Source organism: Pedobacter nanyangensis, from assembly GCF_003313505.1.
Lineage (GTDB): Bacteria > Bacteroidota > Bacteroidia > Sphingobacteriales > Sphingobacteriaceae > Pedobacter > Pedobacter nanyangensis.
In genome coordinates, this window is the sequence record NZ_QMHO01000003.1 from 77,777 (window position 1) to 98,953 (window position 21,177).

The window sequence follows — 21,177 nt, forward strand, 5'->3', positions numbered from 1 at the left end:
AAACCTATGGTTTTAAGTGTTAACATGAGCTTAACATAACTTATTTGTAAACAAAAAACCCCGAGGCAATGCCCCGGGGTTTCTCACACATATAATTTTATAACGACTAGTAAACGTTAGTTTTAGGTGTCCAACTAGCCCAACCAGTAGTCCAGTTTGTAGCACCAAATGCACCTTTAAAAGCTACCTTCTCAAAGAATGAATCATTTTGATCTCCAGTGAAGGCGGCACCTGTTAAAGCGATTGAACCAGCAGCTGGCAAGAAGTTAGGATTAGTTAAACTGAAAGCGTCTGTAAGTCCAGCACCTGCTGATGAAGTTAATTTTACAGTTCCATCAGTAGTTGCTTTAGTTTCAATTGCAGTTGCAGAAGCACCTGCAACAGTAACATCACTACCTAATTTGAAAGGAGCAGCCAAAGCGTAAAGGATATTGTTTTTGAATTGAGAAGTACCATCGATAAATGCATTGTAAGTACCGTTAGATTCTAAAGATAAACCACCATCTGGATGACCTAACAAAATTGAGTTGTTAAGGATAAAAGCTGTATTTCTTCTGAATCTATTTGCAAAGTTATGGTTCGCAGCTGTATTAGCGGCACCATTAGGACCTAAAATTGTGAAATTTGAAAGGTTTGGTCTAGTTCTAGGCAAAGCATCAGAACCGCTAGAGTTATTATCACACTCAATACCGTTACCAGCATCGCCACCATCAACAAACTCGGGATCTCTCAATGATACAGCGAATTGGATTTTACCTTTATAACCATTATCAAAATCAAAATCATCATCAGCCGTAGCGTAAGCGATTAGATATTTTGCATTTACAGTTCCACCAAAGAACTCAAAAGCATCGTCGTTACCATAAGCTACCATAATGTGTTCAATAGTAGTTCCTGAACCAACACCACCTAAAGTTAATCCATTAATTTCTGAATTAGGTTCTGCAGCGATACCAGCGAACTCAATTCTGATATATTTTAAGCTACCAGAGTTATCGTTATCAATAGTGCCTCCGTATTGTCTACCAACTCCACCTTCAATAGTTGGATTGTTCGCATTTACAGTAGCTCTACCCAAAAGGATAATTCCACCCCAATCACCTGGCGTTCTTTGACCTGCTGGTCTACCAGAAGTAAATACAATTGGAGATTGAGCAGTACCTTCTGCCATAATCTTAGAACCTCTTTCCATGATCAAAGCACCTTTATTACTAGTACTTGATTTAATAATAGTTCCAGGTTCAATAGTCAACGAAGATCCTTCTTCGAAATAAGTGTAACCTGTTAGCGTAATTGTACCTTTTCTTACCACTACGTGTTGATCCTTCTTAAAAGTACCAGTTAAGTTTCCACCATTAGTAATCTCGATAGTACCTGTTGTTCCATCGCCGTTATTGTTCTTTTTACAAGCGGTAAAAGCAACTGCAGTCATCAATACTGCCACAATAGAGTGTTTTAATTTCATGTTTTTATTTTTTTGTAAAGTTATTTCGTGTATGTTACGTATAGATTATCAACACATTAAGATTTCCTTAACGATTGACTACATTAATTCTATTTCCCTAAAGAAAAATTGTAGTTGAAACCCAATGTAAAGTTTGTGCCGAAACGAGTTGAGGTATATTGCTTGTCGATATTTGGATTATAGCCATTTTTATCATCCATATTCAAATAGAATATACTTTTTTGGTTCAATACATCTCCAATGTTAAGTTTCAATTCGGCTCTATTCTTTATTAACTTCTTGCTAATTTGGAAATCAATTACGTTTCTAGAGTTCTCCCAAATATTTGGAATCAATGAGTTTCCAACCAATGCGATACGCTCGCCAATTCTATTGTATAATGCCGTTACTGAAACACCACTCTTATCATTTGCGTATTGTAATCCTGCGTTGATTAAATATGGAGACTGCCCTTGTAAAGGTCTTGCATCTAATCCCAATGAGCTAAGCTGTACTTTTGATTTAATATAGCTTGCATTTGCAAATGCAGTCAAATCTCTAAAGAATAGGCCATCAATAACATCTAATCTCTTTCTAAAATCCAGTTCTACCCCATAAGAAGATGCCTCTCCAACATTTGTAAAATTGATTTGTCTTCTTTCTGGAGTTCCACCCTCATCTAATGTCTGTTCTATTGCATTATTAAAGTCTTTATAAAAAACCGAAAAAGTTAGGGTTTCTCCCGCTTTAGGGTAAATTTCATATCTCAAATCTGCATTATTAATTGTACCTCTTTCTAACTTAGGATTACCCAATGTAGAAGTCTGCGCTACGAAATCGTAAAATGCAAATGGAGCAAGCTCTCTCAGTTCTGGTCTAGATACTGTTCTTGAAACCGACGCACGGAAATTACTCTTATCGGTAATAGCGTAGGTATAATTTATAGATGGTAATATATCCGTAAAAGTTTGATCAAAACTTCTAGCAGTACCACTTAGGTCTGTGTAATCAATATTTTGGTAGTAGTTTTCAATCCTAGCTCCCCATACTAATCTAGATTTTTCTCCTAACTTATTATCTAACATCAAATAACCTGAATTCAACAAAGTTTGTGCTTGATATGAATCAGTGTTACTGGTAAAATCACTCAGGATAAAGCCTCCCGTAGCGTTAATGTTTTCTGGCGCAAAAATTGATCCTTTTGGCAAACTCAACAAATAATCATCCATGCTTGCTGAACCAGAAGAGTTAAACAAGTAGTTAAAAATCCTAGCATCAAAGTCTCTAGTTTTGTACATACTTAACAAACCAGTCTTAAAAGTACTTTTCTTCGAAAGAAAATTAAAAGGAAGTGAATAATTTACCTGACCTGAAAAATTGTCTTCTTTTAAAGAAGAGTAGAACCTCCTACTGTTTCTATCCACTACGTTATATGTATCAGAGTTAGGTCCACCTATTTGACGATAATAAATAGATCTTAAATCAGGCTGAGTTCTATTAATTAGCGAGTAACTTACATTCCAGTTGAGCTTTTGATCAGCTTTACCAAACTGATGGTCACCTTCTAATTGCGTATTATAAATAGTTTTCTTTGTTAAATCTGAGTTATTGAAACGCAAGTTAGCGTCAATATTAGTATTGAAACCCGTCCTATCTGTATAAGTCTCGTCAAATACATTATTAAATAGGTTTTTAAAGCTCAATTTACTCTTACCTTTTTTATAAGTAATATTAGCTAATACGCCTACACTAGTATTAAATACGTATTGAGAATCATCATAATCGTAATAAACATCTCTAAAATCATTTTGATAGTCATTACGCTGAACAGGGTTGATATTTTGTCCATTTCTATAAGAAAGCGAAACAACACTACCCAAAGAACCTCCATTTTTAAAATCTATACGTTTACCATAACTAATTTGATGGTTTTGAGATGGTAAAGCGGTATACGTTTTCTCCGCATATGGGTTAGAAAGTTGCTTAGATAATTGTGCCTTTTGAGACGTACTTAAAGGATTGTATTCTTGGAATGAACCTGGGAAAGTAGATGGAAGATTTCTACTACCATCTGTAAAACTAAGATAATCGTATTTACCTCTGCTATTACCTAAGAAATCCTTAAACGTTGATTGTGTGTTATAACCAAAGCTTGTTGTAAAGTTCAAGAAATCTTGATCTGGAACATCTTTAGTAATTACTTGAACAATACCTCCTGCGAAATCTCCCGGTAAATCTGGTGAGGCCGTTTTATGAATAACTAGATTATCAATTAAGTTTGCGGGGATGATATCAAAAGAAAAAGCTTTCTTGTCTGGCTCCGTAGATGGCAACAATGAGTTGTTTAACATAGAGGTGTTATAACGATCTGCCAAACCTCTAATAACAACAAATTTATTGTTTTGGATACTTGCACCGCTTACGCGTTTTAGAACTTCAGAAGTATTTCTATCTGGAGATCTTTTAATTAATTCCGCTGAGATACCGCTGGAAATCCTAGCACTATTTTTTTGTTGAAGAAGTAGGGAATTTACTGATTCCTGCTTATAGTTACCAGTAATAACTACTTGATTAAGGGTTTGAGAAGAAGATTCTTCCAAGCTCACATTTAATGTAGTAACCGCTCCGCTTGTGACTTCTACCTCTGCAATTTTCTTTGTTGCATAACTAATGTAAGATACTTCTATTAGATATTTACCAGAAGCTAAACCACCCAACACATATTTTCCTTCCACATCAGTGCCTACACCTTTATTAGTTCCTGAAATTTTTACAGAAACACCAATAAGGGTTTCTCCTGTTTTAGCATCCGTTACAGTTCCTGAAATTTTTCCTGTTCCCTGAGCGAAAACAAGCGCACTGGCTAACGCAAACATGATGGTTAGTAGTGTTTTCTTTAGAGTTAATTGTGATTTCAATTTGCCTTATTTTTAATTAGGGCAAAACTATTACCACAATGTTAGCTTCGTGTTAGCTCGAAATTACCATTTGTTTACCACTAGGTTAACAAATTGTTAAAGCCTATTGGTAACGCTTTTGTATTAATATTTTAAGCCGATTTTTTTGCATATAAAGTGCAATAACCAAATTGGGCCAATTAACAAAAACTTAACATCTTCTAAAAATGAAGGCTTTTTGCCTTCTATTTTATGACCAATGAACTGCCCTATCCAGGCCAGCACAAAAATGGCCAAAAAGATGATCCAAGCTGCTGGGCCGTTATGGTATTTCTCCCACATCTCAATTTGTACAATGCCGTAGCTCATGCCTGCTATGATCCAGATCATCATAAAGAACAAGGTTGGCGACAGCGTAAAATAATAGTACATGGCAAAGGCAATTAGAAATGATGCCCAATTAAAGAAAGTTTGGTACTGGCCCAAAAAAGATAACTGCGGAAATGGGATTAACCAAACCAAGCCCAATAAGCTAAATACAATGAGGGGCACACAAATCCAATGGATGAGTTTATTGGTACCATTTTGGTGGCTTTCGGCATATTTATCAAATAAAATGTCTACTGGCTTTTTTGCTGGGGCTGGTGCAGTTTTATTCATATCTGGTGTTTTTTGGAATGATAAAAATAAGAAAAGCGATAGAAATCTATCGCTTTTAGTTTTAGTATCTTTTAGAAGCCACACTTGCGAATTGCAAATCGCTTTAAGATTGCTTCGTACCTCGCAATGACGGAACTATTAATCCGTGTAATCCCGAAATCGGTGTAATCACAAAACTACTTCGCAAAGGCTACCGAACGGGTTTCTCTAATTACCGTTACCTTGATTTGGCCTGGGTAGGTCATTTCGGTTTGGATACGGTTAGAGATATCTGCCGCCAGCAATTCTGCCTGTTGGTCGCTTACCCTTTCACTTTCAACCACTACACGCAGTTCTCTACCTGCTTGGATGGCAAAAGTTTTTTCTACGCCCGGATATGACAAAGCCAGTTCTTCAAGTTCTTTCAAACGCTTGATGTAGCTTTCTACCACTTCACGGCGGGCTCCCGGGCGGGCACCTGAAATAGAGTCGCAGGCCTGGATGATTGGCGAAATCATCGAGGTCATCTCAATTTCGTCGTGGTGGGCACCAATAGCGTTGCAAACTTCCGGATGCTCTTTATATTTTTCGGCCAATTGCATCCCCAAAATAGCGTGTGGCAATTCTGGATTATCATCAGGCACTTTACCAATATCGTGCAAAAGACCGGCACGTTTGGCCAACTTAGCGTTTAAGCCCAGTTCAGCGGCCATGGTAGCACAGAAATTAGCCACCTCGCGTGAGTGCTGTAACAGGTTTTGTCCGTATGATGAACGGTAGCGCATACGGCCTACCATCCTGATCAGTTCAGGGTGCAAACCGTGGATGCCCAAATCAATGACGGTACGCTCACCGATCTCGATAATTTCGTCCTCGATCTGTTTTTTGGTTTTGGCCACAATCTCCTCGATACGGGCCGGGTGGATACGGCCATCAGTTACCAGGCGGTGCAGGGCCAAACGGGCAATTTCTCTTCTTACCGGATCAAAGCCCGAAAGGATAATGGCTTCGGGAGTATCATCCACAATGATCTCGATACCTGTTGCCGCTTCCAGTGCACGGATGTTACGTCCTTCCCTACCAATCACACGACCTTTGATTTCGTCGTTATCGATATGGAAAATAGACACCGAGTTTTCGATAGCAGCTTCGGCGGCGGTGCGCTGGATGGTTTGTATCACCACTTTTTTGGCTTCTTTGCTGGCGGTAAGCTTGGCCTCGTCAACAATGTCCTTCACTTGCATCAGGGCCTGCGAGCGGGCTTCCGACTTCATATTTTCCACCAATTGGTTCTTGGCTTCCTCAGCACTTAAACCAGCAATGGTTTCCAATTGCTGCACATGCTGATTTTTCAGCACATCCACTTCTTCCTGTTTTTTAACGGCAAGGGCGGTTTGCTTCTCGAAGTTATCTTTTTGCTTATCTAACTCCTGTTCTTTTCTACTCACATTTTCCAAACGCTGGTTAAGCGATTGTTCTTTTTGTTTGATGGTGTTTTCACGTTGGGCAACTTCGCTATTGCGGCTTTGTACTTGTTGCTCGTGCTCACTTTTTAATTGCAGGAATTTCTCCTTCGCTTCTAATAATTTGTTTTTCTTTAAGATCTCGGCATTGTTTTCGGCATCTTTCAAGATCTTTTTCGCCTTTGCCTGAGCTGCCACTTCCTGCTGCTTCAGGAGGTTACGCAGCAGGTACCTGCCAATGACCACACCAACAATTAAGCTGGCGAGTATGCATCCTACTATTCCTAATATTTCCATTGTACTTTTGGTGTTTTAAGGGCAATGGTACCTGTCGTAAAAAACGAGGGGCCCATTGTCCGCTGTTGTTTTATGGAACCACCATTGCTGAGGGATCCAGGGTTTGTTGTTTGTTTAGCGATGGTTTTTAGGCCATCTATATTCTTCGTAAAAAAAAAGCCGTAGCTAAATTTAATGTTCCTTTACCGTTTGATTGGTGCAAATTAAATGAAACATAAAAATTTAGCCACGGCCAAATTATAGCTATAGTAAACCTAGGGAAATATGCCCCATGAGGTTAATAAAGAACTTTTTTTATTTAGCGAAAAACCCGTTCAATAAACTATCCAATTCCTCTACCTTATCGGCAACCGTGGTATCTTGGCTGTGTACCTTATGCTCGGCTTTTAAAACTGCCGTGGCATAGTGCAATACCGCCATTGACAACAAGTCTTGCTTATCTCTAACCGCATAATTTTCCTGATAGTCTTTGATGCGCTCGTTGATAATCTTTGCCGCTCGTCTCACAATTTCCTCTTCTTCCATACTTACCTTTAGGGGGTAAATGCGGTCGGCGATAGTTATTTTAATCGAGATTTCTCCCATTTTTAGCTTTGTTTCAATTAATCCGTATGCTTATTTTTTAAGCAATACTACACACTTATCAATTTCACGCACAAATTCGTTAATTTTTTGCTTTATATCAAGTGTCTTTTCACTTGTTCCTTCAATACTCTTCGCTAATTTGAGCACCCTAATTTTCTCATCTAGCTCTAACTGTGTGCCTTTGGCCACCTCTAAAGCTTGTTTTTGCTGCTTATTTTCTGCCTTCAGAAGTTCATTTTCTTCTTGTAGGGCATGACAAAGGGCAATCAATCTATCTGTTTTTTGCAGTACACTATTGAGTTGATCTACTACAGCAGCCATTTTTTTATCGGGTTGTGAGTTATAGGTGATGAGTTATGAGCTCTGGATATCTAGATGTTAGCCAAATTTCCCCTCATAACTTTCAACTTTTAGCCTTAAACTTTCTACTTTTAACTTATTTTATCTTATCTCTGCGTTGGCAGTTTGGGCTAAGTTAGCAATAATCTTTTGCATAATTGCATCGATCTGCTTATCAGTCAAAGTCTGCTCCTCATCCTGCAAGGTAAAATTTAGGGCATAAGATTTTTTTCCCTCGGGCAATTTATCTCCCTGATAAACATCAAACACCTGCACATTTTTAACCAATTTGCGTTCGGCTTTAAAGGCGATGGTTTTTAATTGATCAAAAGTAATGGCCTGATCTACCAATAGCGACAGATCTCTTCTTACAGCCGGATATTTTGGCACTTCCTTGTTGATGATCTTGTTTTTCTTTAAAGCATCCAATACAAAGGCCCAATCAAAATCGGCATAGAAAATATCTTTGGTTAAACCAGCTTTCTTTTTATCTGCCGTGGTTACGGCACCAAAACTCACCAAGGTTTTATCACCCCTAAAATATTTAAGGCCATAGGCAAAGTTTTCGTCACTGATTTCGTCTGTTTGGTAGTTGGCCAAACCTAAGCGGTTCACCACAGCGTCTACCGCCGCCTTTAAGTTATAGAAAGTAGCCGGTGTGGATTGTTGGTTCCATTGCTCGCCCTGTTTGGCGCCGCTTAGCACCAGCAACAATCGTGGACGCTCTACATATGCTTCGTTGATGAGATGGTACGTTTTACCGAATTCATAAAACTTGATATCTGCATTTCTACGGTTAACATTATAGGCTACACTTTCCAGGGCCGGCTGCAACAAGCTTTGGCGCATGGCATTTAAGTCAGAACTCAACGGATTTAAAATCTGTACGGCCTCTGCCTCATTTTTTGAGTTGGCCAAACGAGTGAGCGAATTGCACCAAATTTCGATAAAGCCATTGGCGGTAAGCATATCGGCCACCAAGTTTTGGATATTTTCCTTGTTGGGCTTCACGGTGTAGGCCAGTGAGGCATTCACTTTTGATGGGATATGGATATTGTTATACCCGTAAATACGCAGTACTTCCTCTGTAATGTCGCACTCGCGGGTTACATCAACCTTATAGGCCGGCACTCGCAAATCCAATCCTTCGGCAGTTTCTGCTGCAATGCCAATTCCCAATGCAGCAATAATTTCCTTGATCTGCGCATTAGGGATGTCCTGCCCTATCAGATCGCTCACATTTTGGTATTTGATAGTTACCTCAAATGGCTTGGCTTTTACGGGATATAGATCTGAAATAGCTGATGAGATTTGGCCGCCGGCAATTTCCTTGATCAACAAAGCTGCACGCTTAAGGGCAAAAACTGTCATTTCTGGATCGGTTCCACGTTCAAAGCGGAAAGAGGCATCGGTTTTTAAGGCATGCCTTTTAGAGGTTTTACGTACCGATACGGCATTGAAGTAGGCACTTTCTAAAAAGATATTAGTGGTTTGCTCCGTTACACCTGATCCAATTCCGCCAAACACCCCAGCAATACACAAAGGTTTTTCGGCATCGCAAATCATCAGGTCTTCTGCAGAAAGCTTGCGCTCTACGTTATCTAAAGTGGTGAATGGTGTGCCTTCTGCGCATTTTTTCACGACGATTTTTTTGCCTGCAATCTGGTCGGCGTCAAAAGCATGTAAGGGCTGGCCCAGTTCATGCAATACATAATTGGTAGCATCCACAATATTGTTAATTGGACGTAGGCCAATCACTTTCAGCTTATCTTTTAGCCAATCAGGAGATGGTTTTACGGTTACGCCGCTAATGCTTACGCTGCTATAGCGTGGGCAGGCATCGGCAGCTTCTACCGCTACCGCTATATTTAAGTTTTCGTTGTCGGTTTTAAAGGCAGAAACATCGGGCATGATCAATTGATGATCAATTTGCCCGAATAGCTCTTCCGCAGATATTGGCCTTGCCGCTTGAATTTCAAAATCTCTGTCTACACTACCTTTCATATTACGGATAGTGTAACCGTGATGATTAAACGCTGCCACTAAATCTCTGGCTACACCTAAATGAGATGCCGCATCGGCACGATTTGGTGTCAAACCAATTTCAAACAGATAGTCATCGTTTACGTTAAAATATTTTTTGGCTTCAAGCCCCACAGGTGCGTCTGCCGACAGTACCATAATTCCTGCATGTGAGCCACCCAAACCAATTTCATCTTCGGCACAGATCATGCCTTCGGAAACCTCGCCCCTAATTTTTGATTTATTGATTTTAAAAGGCTCGCCATCATTTGGGTGTACCGTGGTACCCACAGTAGCCACCACTACTTTTTGTCCGGCGGCTACGTTTGGCGCTCCGCAAACAATTTGCAACAGCTCTGGCCCGCCAACGTTCACCTTGGTTACACTTAATCTATCGGCATTGGGGTGCTGTATGCGCTCTTCAACATATCCAATTACCAAGCCTTCCAGCCCACCTGGAATGGTTTGCACTTTCTCTAGGCTTTCAACCTCTAAGCCTATATTGGTAAGGATCAGAGAAATTTCCTCAGGGGTTTTATCAGTTTGTATGAATTGTTTAAGCCAGCTATATGATATTTTCATTTTGGAGTATCAGGTATTTAGTATTGCGTATCCAAACATTGTTGGCATACTCAGGTCTAAAAAATAAAATGCAAAGATATTATTTATAAAGCTAAAGCCGAAGGAATGGGGACCACGAAGTTCAGCTTTTTTACACTTGCAAAGTTTGGCTTTACGATTTAATTTTTTCCAGTCCAGACTTACGAGGCTTTAAGAACTTCGTAGGCCCTGTCCATAAAATTGCCTTAAAAAAACAATTTCGCAAAAACGGGCAGGTGATCTGAAAAATAACGCTGGTCTTTGCTATCTGTGATCACCCCATATTTCTGCACTTTAAAACCTTTGTTGATAAAAATATAATCGATCCTGTCTTTCAGTGGGCTGTCAAACTTGAAACCGTTGAAAGTGCCATCAGGCCCATAGGGCGGCTCTACGCTCACTTCTTTACTGTCGCTCAAAAATGATTTAATAGTAGCAATGGCATCGGTTTGGGGGGTTACGTTTAAATCGCCCGTATAAACCACCGGCAGCTTTGGGGCAATTTCCTGTATTTTTTGCTTGATCAGCTTGGCCGATTCTATCCTGGCCTGTACGCCTACGTGGTCATAATGGGTATTGAAAACCAAGAATTCCTTTTTGTTGAGTTTATCGTACAAACGCACCCAAGTACAAACCCGATTAAACATGGCATCCCAGCCTATGCTCGGAACATTTGGGGTTTGCGACAGCCAAAATATACCGCCGTCTTTTTTAGTAAATCTATTTTTATTGTAGAAAATGGGCGAAAACTCGCCTTTACGCAAGCCATCGTCACGACCTGCACCTACGGCCTCAAAATCAGTATTTTCCAGAATAGCATCAAACTGCTCGGCTAAGGCTTCCTGGGCACAAAGAATATCCACGTCGTGAAATTTCACTAAAGCTTTTACGTGATCTTTTCTTTTGCTCCAGGCATTTACACCATCTTTCTCGGTACTGTACCTAATATTATAGGTCATTACGTTTAAAGCTTTATCTTTTTGCGCTTTTAACTGCACACTGAACAAGGCCAACAAAAGAACTGCTATAATTTGTTTCATTTTCTCTTCGAATTTCACGCCAAATGTAAAGAATACAAATTAAGCTTCAATTAATTTTATGCAATTCCCTACCGTTTTAAAGGTATCCTTCATCGGCCAGGCTTATGAAATCATCATTATACACAATAAGATGGTCATAAACCACTATTTCCATCATTTTGCCCAAGGCCATCAAATTTTTGGTAATGGAAATATCGGAATTACTTGGCTTTAGGTTACCAGAGGGATGGTTGTGCACCAACACTACCGATGCAGCACTATACTCCAAGGCCATTTTAAAAATCATCTTTGGATCAACAACGGTGCCTGCCTGTCCACCTCGGCTTAAAAACTGTTTTCCCATGAGCACATTTGCCCTATTGAGCAGCAGGATCCAAAATTCCTCGTGGGGCAAATCGGCCAAATCAGCTTTGATGATCCGGTGGGCATCCTTTGAAGATTTGATTTTTTGCAGTTCAGCGGGTTGCGCCCCACGTCTTCTTCTGCCCAGTTCCAGTGCCGCCACTATACTGATCGCTTTTGCTTCGCCAATGCCCTTAAACCTGGAAAGCTCCTTTACTCCCAATTGCGAAAGTTTGTCGAGGTCATTTTGACAGGAAACCAAAATGCGCTTGCTCAAATCTACTGCGGTTTCGTTTCGGCTGCCCGAGCCTATCAGTATAGCAATCAGCTCGGCATTGGTGAGCTGTCTTCGGCCCTGCTGCAGTAGTTTTTCGCGTGGCCTATCGGCCTCTGCCCAGGCTTTGATGCCCAGTTTGTTTTCATAGTGATGCATAGATAAAAAATTATAGGCATAAAAAAACGGCATCATCTTGCGATGATACCGTTTCTAATATCGTTTAAAAAAGCGATTATTTCAAGTTGTTAACAAACTTGGTCAATTTTGCTTTATTGTTCGAAGCTTTGTTTTTGTGGATTACGTTCTTTTTAGCTAAACGATCTAACATTGAAATTACTTTAGGAAGTAACTCTAACCCTGTTTTTTTATCTTCAGCAGCACGCAATCTTTTGATAAAAGTACGTGTAGTTTTAGCCTGATATCTGTTACGTAAACGTTTTGCAGCGTTTGCTCTAATTCTTTTTAATGCCGATTTATGATTTGCCATTGTTTAGCCTTTTATTTCTTCTCTGTTTTTATTTTCGGACTGCAAATATAGAAGTATTATTCTTAAATACAAAAGGGTTTTAAAAAAATATTTTCACCTGCCATTTCCGAAAAGAAGCAATTGGGCTTTAAACTTTTGCGGCCTTTGGCCGTTTTGAGATTAAATGCAGTTTTTTGGCACAAAATTAGTGCAAAAAGCCTCAAAGTATTATTTTTGAAAAAAACATTGAATTTAGTGAAGAAACGTATCGCCATTTTTGCTTCAGGATCAGGATCAAATGCTCAAAAAATTATGGAGCATTTTAAACGTAGTACAGAGGCAGAAGTTGCCCTTGTTTTAACCAACAATCCTGAATCGTACGTATTACAACGAGCTGACAGTTTTGAAATACCCTCACACATTTTTGACCGGAACGAGTTTTACCATACCGATGATGTGGTTGACTTGCTGAAGAACCTAGAGGTTGACTTGATTGTGCTTGCTGGATTTTTATGGCTCATCCCCCAAAACCTACTGAAGGAATATCCCGGAAGGATCATCAACATTCACCCTGCACTGTTACCAAAATTTGGCGGCAAAGGCATGTACGGAGATCGCGTTCACCAGGCAGTAATGGACGCCAAAGAAACTGAAGGTGGAATTACCATCCACTACGTAAACGAGCACTATGATGAGGGCGAATTTATTTATCAGGCCAAATATCGTATTGAAAAGGACGACAACATAGAGATGATCAAGTTCAAAGGCCAGCAATTGGAACACCTCCACTATCCTCGTATTGTAGAAACACTGATCAAGAAAATCAAAAAATAGGAACCAATAGCTAATGGATAACGGTTCGTAATTGGGCACTTGCTGACTTGCCAACTTACGAGCTTTCCTTTTTATTTATTTATCCTAATGGCGTTGTAAAATCATGATGGTTTTCATACCTTTGCGGCTCAAAACAATACCCTCAAAATGAGCCAATCAGTAAAGATCAAAAATGCCTTAATTTCAGTTTATTACAAAGATGGTTTAGCGCCATTAGTGGAGTACCTAGGCAAACAAGGTGTAACCTTATTTTCTACCGGTGGAACCGAACAATTTATTAAAGATTTGGGACTGCCAGTAACTGCCGTTGAAGATTTAACCGGATACCCTTCTATTTTGGGCGGCCGTGTAAAAACTTTGCACCCAAAAGTATTTGGTGGCATTTTAAATCGCAGGAACCTTGCAGGCGACCAGGAACAAATTTCACAATACGAAATTCCTGAAATTGATTTAGTGATTGTAGATCTTTATCCTTTTGAGGAAACCGTAAAAAATGGCGGTACCGATGAAGAAATTATTGAGAAGATTGATATTGGCGGCATTTCTTTAATTAGAGCGGCCGCTAAGAACTTTAACGACGTGGTGATTATTGCCTCGAAAGATGATTACGCCACCTTGTTAACCCAGTTAGAGGAGCAAGATGGTGCTACTACCTTGGCACAACGTAAATCTTTTGCTAAAAAGGCTTTCCACACCTCTTCGCATTACGACACAGCGATTTTCAACTATTTTAATAACGAAGAGCCTTTAAGTGTATTTAAACAAAGCATTGCTAGCGCACAAACTTTGCGTTATGGTGAAAACCCGCATCAGGCTGGCGTTTTTTACGGCGACCTGAATGAGATGTTCACCAAACTTAACGGTAAAGAACTAAGCTACAACAACTTGGTTGACGTTGATGCGGCAGTGAGCTTAATTGATGAATTTGAGGAGCCTACTTTTGCCATCCTGAAACATACTAATGCTTGTGGCGTGGCTTCGAGAAGCAATATTAAACAGGCTTGGGTTGACGCCTTAGCTTGTGACCCTGTTTCGGCTTTTGGTGGGGTTTTAATTGCCAACAGGGAAATTGATTTGGCTACCGCCGAGGAAATCAACAACTTATTTTTTGAGGTATTGATTGCACCTAGCTACGAACAAGCGGCCGTTGACTTGTTTAAGACTAAGAAAAACCGCGTGATTTTGAAACGCAATTACGTAGAACTGAACAAAAAACAATTCAAAACCTTATTGAACGGTGTAATTGAGCAAGACAAAGATTTGATTATTGAAGGTCCTGAGCAAATGACTACCGTAACTGAAAAAGCTCCAACTGCACAGGAGTTAAAAGATTTATATTTCGCTAATAAAATTGTGAAGCACACCAAATCGAACACCATTGTTTTGGTTAAGGATGATGTTTTAATAGCTAGCGGTGTGGGGCAAACTTCTAGGGTTGATGCTTTGAGACAGGCTATTGAAAAAGCTGCCTCTTTTGGCTTTAGCGTTAAAGGCGCCGCAATGGCTTCTGATGCTTTTTTCCCTTTCCCTGATTGTGTGGAGATTGCCGCTGATGCTGGCATTGTGGCAGTTTTGCAGCCTGGAGGCTCTATTAAAGATGCTGATTCTGTAGCGAAAGCCAATGAAAAGGGCATTGCTATGGTAACCACCGGTGTGAGACATTTTAAACACTAATTAGTGGCTAGGGATTAGGATTTGGGAATTAGTCTGGGATTAAGGAACAAGGAACAAGGAACAAGGAACAAAGAACAAGGAACAAGGAACAAGGAACAAGGAGCAAGGAACAAGGAACAAGGAACAAGGAACAAAGAACAAGGAGCAAAGACGAGCTGCCTTTAAATAAATGCTTTTCGCTCCCTTTTGGGAAAGATGCCGACAGGCGGAGAGAGCTTAATCTTCCGGTCATTGCGAGGAGGTACGACGAAGCAATCTTAAGGCGATTTGTGGTCGTGATCTTTAGCAAAGGCAAAGGTTAACTAAACCCGATTGGAGTGAAAATATTTTTGCGGACAAACCCTACAGGTTTTAAACCTGTAGGGTTTTGCAAAATATTGTAACGTAAAGCGGGACTGCCTTTAAAAAGCAGTACAAGTTTTGATTTTCAACAGAAAAAAGAAACTTAATATAATATTTTGCCTAATTTTACATTTAGGATATTAGACATATTTGTTAATACATACAGTAACATACCTCATACATGGGATTATTTAATTGGTTTACGCAGGAAGTTGCCATTGACCTTGGCACCGCGAATACCCTTATTATACATAACGATAAAGTAGTAGTTGACGAGCCATCGATTGTGGCTTTTGACAGACAAACCAATAAAATTATCGCCATTGGCCGCCAGGCGATGCAGATGGAAGGTAAAACCCACGACAATATTAGAACCGTAAGGCCTTTGAAGGATGGTGTAATTGCAGATTTTAATGCTGCTGAGGCCATGATTAAAGGAATGATCCGTATGCTGAACGGTGGTAAAGGATGGATGTTCCCTTCGTTAAGAATGGTGATCTGCATTCCTTCGGGCATTACCGAGGTGGAGAAACGTGCGGTTAGAGATAGTGCCGAGATTGCGGGAGCTAAAGAGGTTTACTTGATCCATGAACCAATGGCGGCGGCTGTGGGTATCGGTATCGATGTGGAAGAGCCGATGGGCAACATGATTATTGATATTGGTGGTGGTACTACCGAAATTGCGGTAATTGCCTTGTCGGGTATTGTTTGCGACCAGTCTATCCGTGTGGCGGGAGACAACTTCGATTCGGATATTGTGAACTATATTCGTCGTCAGCATAACATTATGATTGGTGACCGTACGGCCGAGAAAATTAAAATTGAGGTAGGTGCAGCATTGCCTGAATTGAGCGACCCCCCTGCTGATTTTGCCGTTCAAGGCCGTGATTTGATGACTGGTGTACCTAAACAGATTACGGTTTCGTACACTGAAATTGCACACTGTTTGGACAAATCCATCTCGAAAATTGAAGAGGCGATTTTGAAGGCGCTGGAGATTACCCCTCCCGAGCTTTCGGCCGATATTTACCAGACGGGTATTTACCTTACCGGTGGTGGTGCGTTGTTACGCGGTTTAGATAAGCGTGTAGCTGCCAAAACCAAATTGCCTGTACACGTTGCCGAAGATCCGTTGCGTGCAGTAGTACGTGGTACTGGCATTGCGCTGAAAAACATTGGTAATTTTAAATTTTTAATGCAATAAATCAAGTTATAGGTTGTAAGTTATAAGAGTTTTACGTCTTGTAACTTACAACCTATAACTTATAACTCAATACCTAAATGCGTAACCTTTGGATTTTTCTTAGCAGATATAACGCATTTTTCTTCTTTATTATCTTTTTTACCGCTGGAATTATCCTAACCATTAGGAACAATGTATATCAGCGCAGCGTTACCTTTGGCTCTACCAATGAAATTGTTGGTACGGCCTATAAAAGGCTAAACGTTATCAAGCGCTATTTGAACCTGGTGCAGGTAAACGATAGCTTGGCGGCGGAAAATGCGGCTTTAAAAACGCAATTGTTTGCTATCTCAAGTATTGACAGTACGCAGGTCACCAAAGTAAAGGACACCATTTATCGTCAACAATACACCTTAATCGCGGCTAAAGTATTTAAAAATTCCGTAACGCTAACCAATAATATTCTTACCATCAACAAAGGCGCTAAAGATGGTATTGCAAAGGATATGGCGGTTATTTCTCCAGGTAAGGGCGTAGTAGGCTTTGTTCAAAATATCTCTGAAAACTTTGCCACTATCCGTCCGTTGCTCAATCAGGAAACAGCAATCAGCGTAGTGCTCAAAAAAGACAATGCTTTTGGTAGTTTGGTTTGGGGCGACAATAATTTCGATTATCGAAAAGCCTATGTCAAAGAAATTCCCAACCATTACAAGGTGAAGATTGGAGATACCATTATCACTTCAGGTTCTGGGGGTTTCCCTAGGGGAATTGAGGTGGGCAGAGTGACCAACACCAACGTGAGTACGGGTGATAGCTTTATGACATTGGAAATAACGCTATTTAATAATTTTAGTACGTTACAATTTGTTTACGTGGTTAAGGATAAATTTGCAGAGGAAGTAAAATCTTTGCAGCCAGAAATTAAAAATGAACAGTAGAGTTATACTAGTTAATATATTTAGATGGATGGTGCTGTTGTTTATACAGATTTTTCTGTTGCGCAACATGGCCTTTTACAACCTGTCTACCCCATTTATTTATGTGCTGTTCATTTTGGTATTGCCTTTCCATATCCCAAATTTACTACTGTACATCGTTGCTTTTGCTACCGGCCTAACGCTTGATTCGTTTTACGATACTTTGGGCGTACACACCAGCGCCTGCGTAGCCCTGGCCTTTGTAAGGATTCTTTTCATTTCAGTGAGTTTAAACCGAGAATCCATTGACGAACCTGAGCCTTCGCTGGGGAATATGGGCTTTAGGTGGTTTTCTTTATATGCGGTATTGTGTATTTTTGCTCACCACGTTGTACTGTTTTTCCTAGAAGCTTTTAAATTTACATCACTAACTTATACTTTGGGAAGAACTTTATTGAGCGTGGTATTTACCTTGTTTACCGTGTTGTTGGTTGAGTTTATCTTCCATAACAGAAAATCGGCCTAAATGGATCAGCTGTTTAATAGAAAATATATCGTACAGGGCTTATTTGTGCTGATTGCACTGATTTTGCTGGGTAGACTTTTTTATATACAGGTAGCGAGCGACAAGTATTTTCTGGACGCCAACAACAATGCCCTTCGCAAAAAATTTATTTATCCGGCCCGCGGTGTGATTACCGATCGAAATGGGAAAGTTTTGGCGCAAAACCAGCCCACTTACGATTTAATGGTTACCCCCAATGAGGTAAAACCTTTTGACACCCTTTCTTTGTGTAATATCATTGGTATTACCATGGAAGATTTCAGAAAGAAATTTCATAAAGCTATAGTACAATCAAGGTATCAATCTTCTATTTTTCAAAAACTGCTTTCGGTGCAAACCTATGCGACGTTGCAGGAGCGTATGGCCAATTATAAGGGCTTTGATGTACAGAAAAGAACTATCCGCTATTATCCCGACAGCATAGGCGGGCAGCTGCTTGGCTACATCAGAGAGGCCAACCAAAGAGAGATAGAAAAATACCAAGGTTATTATAAGCCTGGTGATTATATTGGAAAATCTGGTTTAGAAAAACAATATGAAGTTGAACTGCGGGGCTCAAAGGGCATAAAAAGGATTTTATACAATGCCTACAATGTAGCCCAGGGAAGCTACGCCGATGGAAAATTTGACTCGCTAGCTGTTGCCGGAGAACAGCTCACTACCACTATTGATGTAGAGATACAAAAACTTGGCGAGCAGCTTTTAACTACCAAAGTGGGAAGTATTGTGGCCATAGAACCTGCTACGGGCGAAATATTGGCCTTTGTAAGCAGCCCTGGTTACGACCCCAATTTGATGGTTGGCCCTGAAACGGGAAACAATTACATGAGGATTTTATCGAACCCTTACCGCCCTTTGTTTTCCCGTCCGTTAAGAGGAAGGTACTCTCCTGGCTCGGCATTTAAGCCACTAGACGCCTTGATTGCGCTGCAAGATGGTGTGGTAGATGAAAACTCAACTTTTAACTGCCCGGGCTACTATATTGCTGGTAATAGAAGGTTTAAATGCGAGCACGTTGATGGAAATATTGCCCTGCGTAGAGGTATTGCTCGTTCTTGTAACACTTACTTTTGGAGCATTTTTGCCAAAATGATGCTGAAAAAAGGCTATAAAAATCAGCATAAAGCCTATGATGAGTGGCAGGAGAAAGTGCGTAAATTTGGTATTGGAGATACTTTAGGAATTGATTTTCCTGGAGAAAGTGCCTACAAATTATTTACCGCCGAAGATTATACTAAACGTTACAGTAAATATTGGGGCTATACCACTATCTTATCAGTAGGTATTGGGCAAGGTGAAATTACCACCACCCCATTGCAAATGGCCAATATTATGGCCATTATTGCCAACCGGGGATATTATGTGAAACCGCACCTGGTTAAGGGAATTGGCGAGGGTAAACATATTGACCCTAAGTATAAGGAAAAACATTATGTTGGCATTGATGCCAAACATTTTGAACCTGTAATTGATGGAATGCAAGATGCGGTGAACAGCCCAATAGGTACCGCAACAGAGTCACGTATCCCCAATATTTTGATGTGCGGTAAAACAGGAACGGTACAAAACGTACACGGTAAGAACCACTCGGTATTTATTGGTTTTGCCCCTCGCGACAATCCTAAAATTGCCATTGCGGTAATTGTAGAAAATGGTGGTTATGGTGGTGCTTATGCTGCTCCAATAGCCAGTTTTATTACCGAGAAGTATTTAACGGATAGTTTAAAAGGCAGAAGAATTAACGGCGCTACTATTGACCAATATAAAAGCACCAACCTGCTTCCTGTTTTAAAGGACAAATTGCCTAAACAGAAAATTAAAACAGATACCAGCAAGGTAGACAGCACCAAAAAGACAGTTCCGTTAAAAAGCAATACCGCAAATAACCAATTTAACAAAGTAGCTATAGCACCCAAAAACAATGCAACAACAGAATAGCAGGTTTTTCTTTAATGTTGATTGGATCACCATATTAATTTATATGGCCCTGTGTGCTATTGGTTTTGTCAATATTTTTTCGGTTCAATACGATCCAGATAAATCAGAGGCATTCAGTTTCTCTGCGGAATACGGCAAGCAATTGATCTTCATCATTTCTGCCTTGGTTTTGGGCCTGTCCATTTTGTTGTTCGACTCCAAGTTTTTCAGTGTTTTTGCTCCAATAGTTTATGGTGTAACCATTCTTTTGCTGCTAGCGGTGTTGGTGGTTGGCAGAAATGTTGGCGGTAACCAAGCCTGGATTCCCATTGGCTCCTTCAGGTTACAACCGTCGGAATTTGCCAAGTTTGGCACTGCCCTGCTATTGGCCAGATATATCAGCTCCTTTAACGTAAAGCTAAATTCGTTAAAACCTATTTTAATTTGTGCGGCAATTATTGTATTGCCTATGGTATTAATTATGCTACAACCCGATGCAGGGTCTATGTTAGTGTTTCTTTCGTTCATGTTCCCGCTTTATAGAGAAGGTTTACCGGGCAGCTTGCTCATCATTTTTTGGGGAGCGGTGTTACTATTTATCCTCAACTTATTTGTTTCCCCTTCGCTACTTATCTGCTGTATTTTGATTATCGGTGGATTGTTTGCCTACAATGCAAGGAAAAGGTTGCAGAAAGTAATTAATATCGGGATCATTACCCTGATTGCCATTTGCTACTTATTTGTAGCCAAATACCTGTTCGAGAATGTCTTAAAACCGCATCAGCGTACACGTATTGAATTGATTTTGGGACTAACCAGCGATAACCGAGGGGCTGGCTATAATGTAATCCAATCTAAAATAGCCATTGGTGCCGGACAGCTTACCGGCCGAGGGTATTTAGAAGGTACTCAAACCAAATATGGCTATGTGCCTGCCCAAAGTACCGACTTTATTTTTTCGACCATAGGTGAAGAATGGGGCTTTGTAGGCTGTTTTGTAGTGATTGGCCTTTATATGTTCCTGCTGCTGCGAATTGTGAATATGGCCGAACGACAACGCTCCGTTTTTTCGCGGGTGTATGGCTACAGCATTGCCTGCATCTTATTTTTCCACGTCTTTATCAATATCGGGATGACCATCGGTATTATGCCCGTAATTGGTATCCCCTTACCTTTTATCAGCTACGGTGGCTCTTCGCTATGGAGTTTTACGATATTGCTTTTCATTTTCCTGAAACTGGATTCGAACAGGATGGGATTTATTTGATGGAGCAAAGAATAAGGAACAAAGAATAAAGATATACGTTTTAAAAGAAGTCCTTGTTCCTTGTTCC

At 40.2% G+C, this 21,177-nt stretch carries 17 protein-coding genes; 7 read left to right on the forward strand and 10 right to left on the reverse strand.

Annotated elements, in window-relative coordinates; all coding sequences use genetic code 11:
* Window positions 1-106: 106 nt before the first annotated feature.
* The 10 genes from DUT71_RS06360 to rpsT form a co-directional block, all read right to left on the reverse strand.
* Window positions 107-1,465 (reverse strand): T9SS C-terminal target domain-containing protein, encoded by a 1,359-nt coding sequence (locus tag DUT71_RS06360; protein WP_113661709.1) that lies wholly within the window; start codon window positions 1,463-1,465, stop codon window positions 107-109.
* Between the two features lie 89 nt (window positions 1,466-1,554).
* Window positions 1,555-4,362, reverse strand: coding sequence for a TonB-dependent receptor (locus tag DUT71_RS06365; protein WP_162795956.1), 2,808 nt, complete (start codon window positions 4,360-4,362; stop codon window positions 1,555-1,557).
* 123 nt (window positions 4,363-4,485) lie between these two features.
* Window positions 4,486-5,001: an Mpo1 family 2-hydroxy fatty acid dioxygenase gene (locus DUT71_RS06370; protein WP_113661711.1), complete on the reverse strand. Its 516-nt coding sequence runs from the start codon at window positions 4,999-5,001 to the stop codon at window positions 4,486-4,488.
* 176 nt (window positions 5,002-5,177) lie between these two features.
* Window positions 5,178-6,740, reverse strand: coding sequence for a ribonuclease Y (rny, locus tag DUT71_RS06375; RefSeq protein ID WP_113661712.1), 1,563 nt, complete (start codon window positions 6,738-6,740; stop codon window positions 5,178-5,180).
* 294 nt (window positions 6,741-7,034) lie between these two features.
* Entirely contained in the window at window positions 7,035-7,325 is a 291-nt protein-coding gene (locus DUT71_RS06380) for a cell division protein ZapA (RefSeq protein ID WP_113661713.1), read from the reverse strand.
* 30 nt (window positions 7,326-7,355) lie between these two features.
* Window positions 7,356-7,646 carry a hypothetical protein gene (locus DUT71_RS06385; RefSeq protein WP_113661714.1) on the reverse strand — a complete coding sequence of 97 codons (291 nt, stop codon included), beginning with the start codon at window positions 7,644-7,646 and terminating at the stop codon, window positions 7,356-7,358.
* 120 nt (window positions 7,647-7,766) lie between these two features.
* The gene (gene pheT / locus DUT71_RS06390; RefSeq protein WP_113661715.1) at window positions 7,767-10,268 is read right to left on the reverse strand and encodes a phenylalanine--tRNA ligase subunit beta; all 2,502 of its coding nucleotides are present in this window, start codon (window positions 10,266-10,268) and stop codon (window positions 7,767-7,769) included.
* Between the two features lie 224 nt (window positions 10,269-10,492).
* On the reverse strand, window positions 10,493-11,326 hold the full coding sequence (locus DUT71_RS06395; RefSeq protein WP_113661716.1) for an endonuclease/exonuclease/phosphatase family protein: 834 nt from the start codon (window positions 11,324-11,326) through the stop codon (window positions 10,493-10,495).
* Window positions 11,327-11,402: 76 nt separating this feature from the next.
* A complete protein-coding gene (gene radC / locus DUT71_RS06400) occupies window positions 11,403-12,101 on the reverse strand; it encodes a RadC family protein (RefSeq protein WP_113662123.1) in 699 nt (232 codons plus the stop codon).
* Window positions 12,102-12,177: 76 nt separating this feature from the next.
* A complete protein-coding gene (gene rpsT, locus DUT71_RS06405) occupies window positions 12,178-12,432 on the reverse strand; it encodes a 30S ribosomal protein S20 (protein ID WP_113638735.1) in 255 nt (84 codons plus the stop codon).
* Window positions 12,433-12,666: 234 nt separating this feature from the next.
* Here rpsT and purN point away from each other — a divergent pair, with 234 nt between their 5' ends.
* The 7 genes from purN (at window position 12,667) to rodA (ending at window position 21,110) form a co-directional block, all read left to right on the forward strand.
* Window positions 12,667-13,245: a phosphoribosylglycinamide formyltransferase gene (purN, locus tag DUT71_RS06410; protein ID WP_113662124.1), complete on the forward strand. Its 579-nt coding sequence runs from the start codon at window positions 12,667-12,669 to the stop codon at window positions 13,243-13,245.
* A gap of 147 nt (window positions 13,246-13,392) precedes the next feature.
* Window positions 13,393-14,919: a bifunctional phosphoribosylaminoimidazolecarboxamide formyltransferase/IMP cyclohydrolase gene (gene purH / locus DUT71_RS06415; RefSeq protein ID WP_113661717.1), complete on the forward strand. Its 1,527-nt coding sequence runs from the start codon at window positions 13,393-13,395 to the stop codon at window positions 14,917-14,919.
* 523 nt (window positions 14,920-15,442) lie between these two features.
* Window positions 15,443-16,465, forward strand: coding sequence for a rod shape-determining protein (locus DUT71_RS06420; protein WP_055132282.1), 1,023 nt, complete (start codon window positions 15,443-15,445; stop codon window positions 16,463-16,465).
* A 77-nt stretch (window positions 16,466-16,542) separates the two neighbouring features.
* Window positions 16,543-17,382 carry a rod shape-determining protein MreC gene (gene mreC, locus DUT71_RS06425; RefSeq protein ID WP_113661718.1) on the forward strand — a complete coding sequence of 280 codons (840 nt, stop codon included), beginning with the start codon at window positions 16,543-16,545 and terminating at the stop codon, window positions 17,380-17,382.
* On the forward strand, window positions 17,372-17,887 hold the full coding sequence (locus DUT71_RS06430; protein WP_113661719.1) for a rod shape-determining protein MreD: 516 nt from the start codon (window positions 17,372-17,374) through the stop codon (window positions 17,885-17,887). The genes mreC and DUT71_RS06430 overlap by 11 nt, the downstream gene beginning before the upstream one ends.
* Window positions 17,888-19,864 carry a penicillin-binding protein 2 gene (gene mrdA / locus DUT71_RS06435; RefSeq protein ID WP_113661720.1) on the forward strand — a complete coding sequence of 659 codons (1,977 nt, stop codon included), beginning with the start codon at window positions 17,888-17,890 and terminating at the stop codon, window positions 19,862-19,864. It abuts the gene before it with no gap.
* The gene (gene rodA, locus DUT71_RS06440) at window positions 19,848-21,110 is read left to right on the forward strand and encodes a rod shape-determining protein RodA (RefSeq protein ID WP_113661721.1); all 1,263 of its coding nucleotides are present in this window, start codon (window positions 19,848-19,850) and stop codon (window positions 21,108-21,110) included. Before mrdA ends, rodA begins: the two co-directional genes overlap by 17 nt.
* Window positions 21,111-21,177: the final 67 nt, after the last annotated feature.